Origin of the sequence: Frankia sp. AgPm24 (assembly GCF_023243055.1) — a bacterium.
Lineage (GTDB): Bacteria > Actinomycetota > Actinomycetes > Frankiales > Frankiaceae > Frankia > Frankia umida.
In genome coordinates, this window is the sequence record NZ_JALKFW010000077.1 from 1 (window position 1) to 881 (window position 881).

Consider the following 881-nt stretch of genomic DNA (forward strand, 5'->3'; position numbering starts at 1 on the left):
CAGCAGGCCGTGTCGAGTCTGAGTGATGTGGGTCGGGCATTGTTGACGGCTCGTTCGGTGTGGGAGTTCCGGGCTGGAGTCGTGGCCGTGAGCCCGGATGAGGCGGTGGTGAAACTCCGCGCGATGGCTGCCTCTTCAGGCGGAGAGCAGGTCGCGCGTTCGGAGGGGCGGGTGGTGTTGACGTTTGCTGGTCAGGGTGCTCAGCGTGCGGGGATGGGCCGGGATCTGTGTGCCGCGTTCCCGGTGTTCGCCGCTGCGTTTGATGAGGTTTGTGCGGCGTTGGATGCGGAGCTGGGTGATGCGGCGCTGAGTTCGGTGCGGGAGGTGGCGTTCGCTGATGCGGGTTCTGATCTGGCCGGTTTGCTGGATCAGACCTTGTACACGCAGTCGGTGTTGTTCGCCTTCGAGGTGGCGTTGTGGCGTTTGGTGGAGTCGTGGGGTGTTCGCGCGGATGCGCTGGTGGGGCATTCGATCGGTGAGCTGTCTGCGGCGTTCGTGGCTGGTGTGTGGTCTTTGGAGGATGCCGCGCGTTTGGTGGCTGCCAGGGCTCGTCTGATGCAGTCGCTTCCGGCGGGGGGTGGGATGGCTTCGCTGGCCGCAAGTGAGGAACGGGTCGCGGAGTTGTTGGCCGACCGTGCTGGTGCGTGGGTCGCCGCTGTCAACGGACCGCGAGCCGTGACGGTCTCCGGCGAGCAGGCCGCAGTTGAGGAGATCGTCGCTCTAGCGGCTGGTGCGGGGATCCGAGCGCGGCTGCTGCCGGTCAGTCATGCATTCCACTCACCGCTGATGGATTCGATGCTGGAGGAGTTCGCCGCTGTCGCTGCGGGTGTCGCCTATCGGGAGCCGTCGGCGGCCGGGCGGCGGGAGTGGATGTCGCCGGA

Annotated in this window: 1 protein-coding gene; it reads left to right on the forward strand. The window is 66.5% G+C overall.

The features are described from left to right. Window positions 1-87: 87 nt before the first annotated feature. Window positions 88-881, forward strand: a 794-nt coding sequence (locus tag MXD61_RS05725; protein WP_248811798.1) for an acyltransferase domain-containing protein, incomplete at its 3' end; no start/stop codon positions are given.